The sequence below is a fragment of the Streptomyces sp. CBMA123 genome, assembly GCF_014596465.1.
GTDB lineage: Bacteria > Actinomycetota > Actinomycetes > Streptomycetales > Streptomycetaceae > Kitasatospora.
The window spans coordinates 1-793 of record NZ_MECK01000526.1 but is presented as its reverse complement, the minus strand read 5'-3'; the positions used below and the strand labels follow the sequence as shown (position 1 = coordinate 793).

General features: G+C 78.3%; 1 pseudogene. It reads right to left on the bottom strand.

Annotated features, from left to right (window positions below):
• Positions 1–793: pseudogene (locus BG452_RS35900) on the bottom strand (chromosome segregation protein SMC); the annotation flags it as partial.

Here is a 793-nt window from a genome sequence, read left to right as displayed (position 1 = left end):
CCGGCCGGCTAGGGCGCGGACCCGCTCCTCGTGGGTGCGCACCGCGAGCCGGGCCTCCAGTTCGGCCTGTCGGGCGGCGGAGGCGGCGCAGGCCAGCCGCTGCTGCTCGGCCGGGTCCGGCTCGTCCTCCCCGGCCTGCGCCGACTCCTCGGCTGCGGCCAGTCGTTCGGCCAGTTCCTGGGCGGTGGCGAGCAGTTCGGCCAGGCCCTGTTCGGCCCGCGCGGCGGCGGCCGACAGCCGCTCGGCCTCCCCGGCGGCGGCGCGGGCCTGCCCGCCGAGCCGGCCGAGCGCCCCCGCCACCTGGGCTCGCTCCTTCTCGGCCTGTCGCCGCAGTTCGCCGAGCCGTTCGACCTGCGCGGCCGACTCCTGGCGCAGTTCGGTGAGTTGGGCCAGCCGCTCGGCCGACTCGGCGCAGCGGAGGTCGAGTTCCGCGATCGCCCGGGCCGCCTGGTCCACGGCCGCCTGGGTCTCCAGCAGGCTGGGCGCACCGCCGGAGCCGCCCTGGGCGAAGCCGGCGCCCAGCCGGTCGCCCTCGGCGGTGACCGCGGACAGCTCGGGGTGTTCGGCGACCAGTCGCAGCGCTTGGTCCAGGTCGGCGACCACCGCCACGCCGGCCAGCAGGTTCCGCACAGCGGCGATCAACTCGCCCGGTCCGTCGACCAGTTCGGCGGCCCACCGGGCGCCGTCCGGCAACTCGCCATTTCCAGGGGGAAGTTCAGAGGCCCCCGCGACCAACAGCGCGGCCCGCCCCGCGTCCTGGGCGCGCAGCAGCCGCAGCGCCCCGGCGGCGGCC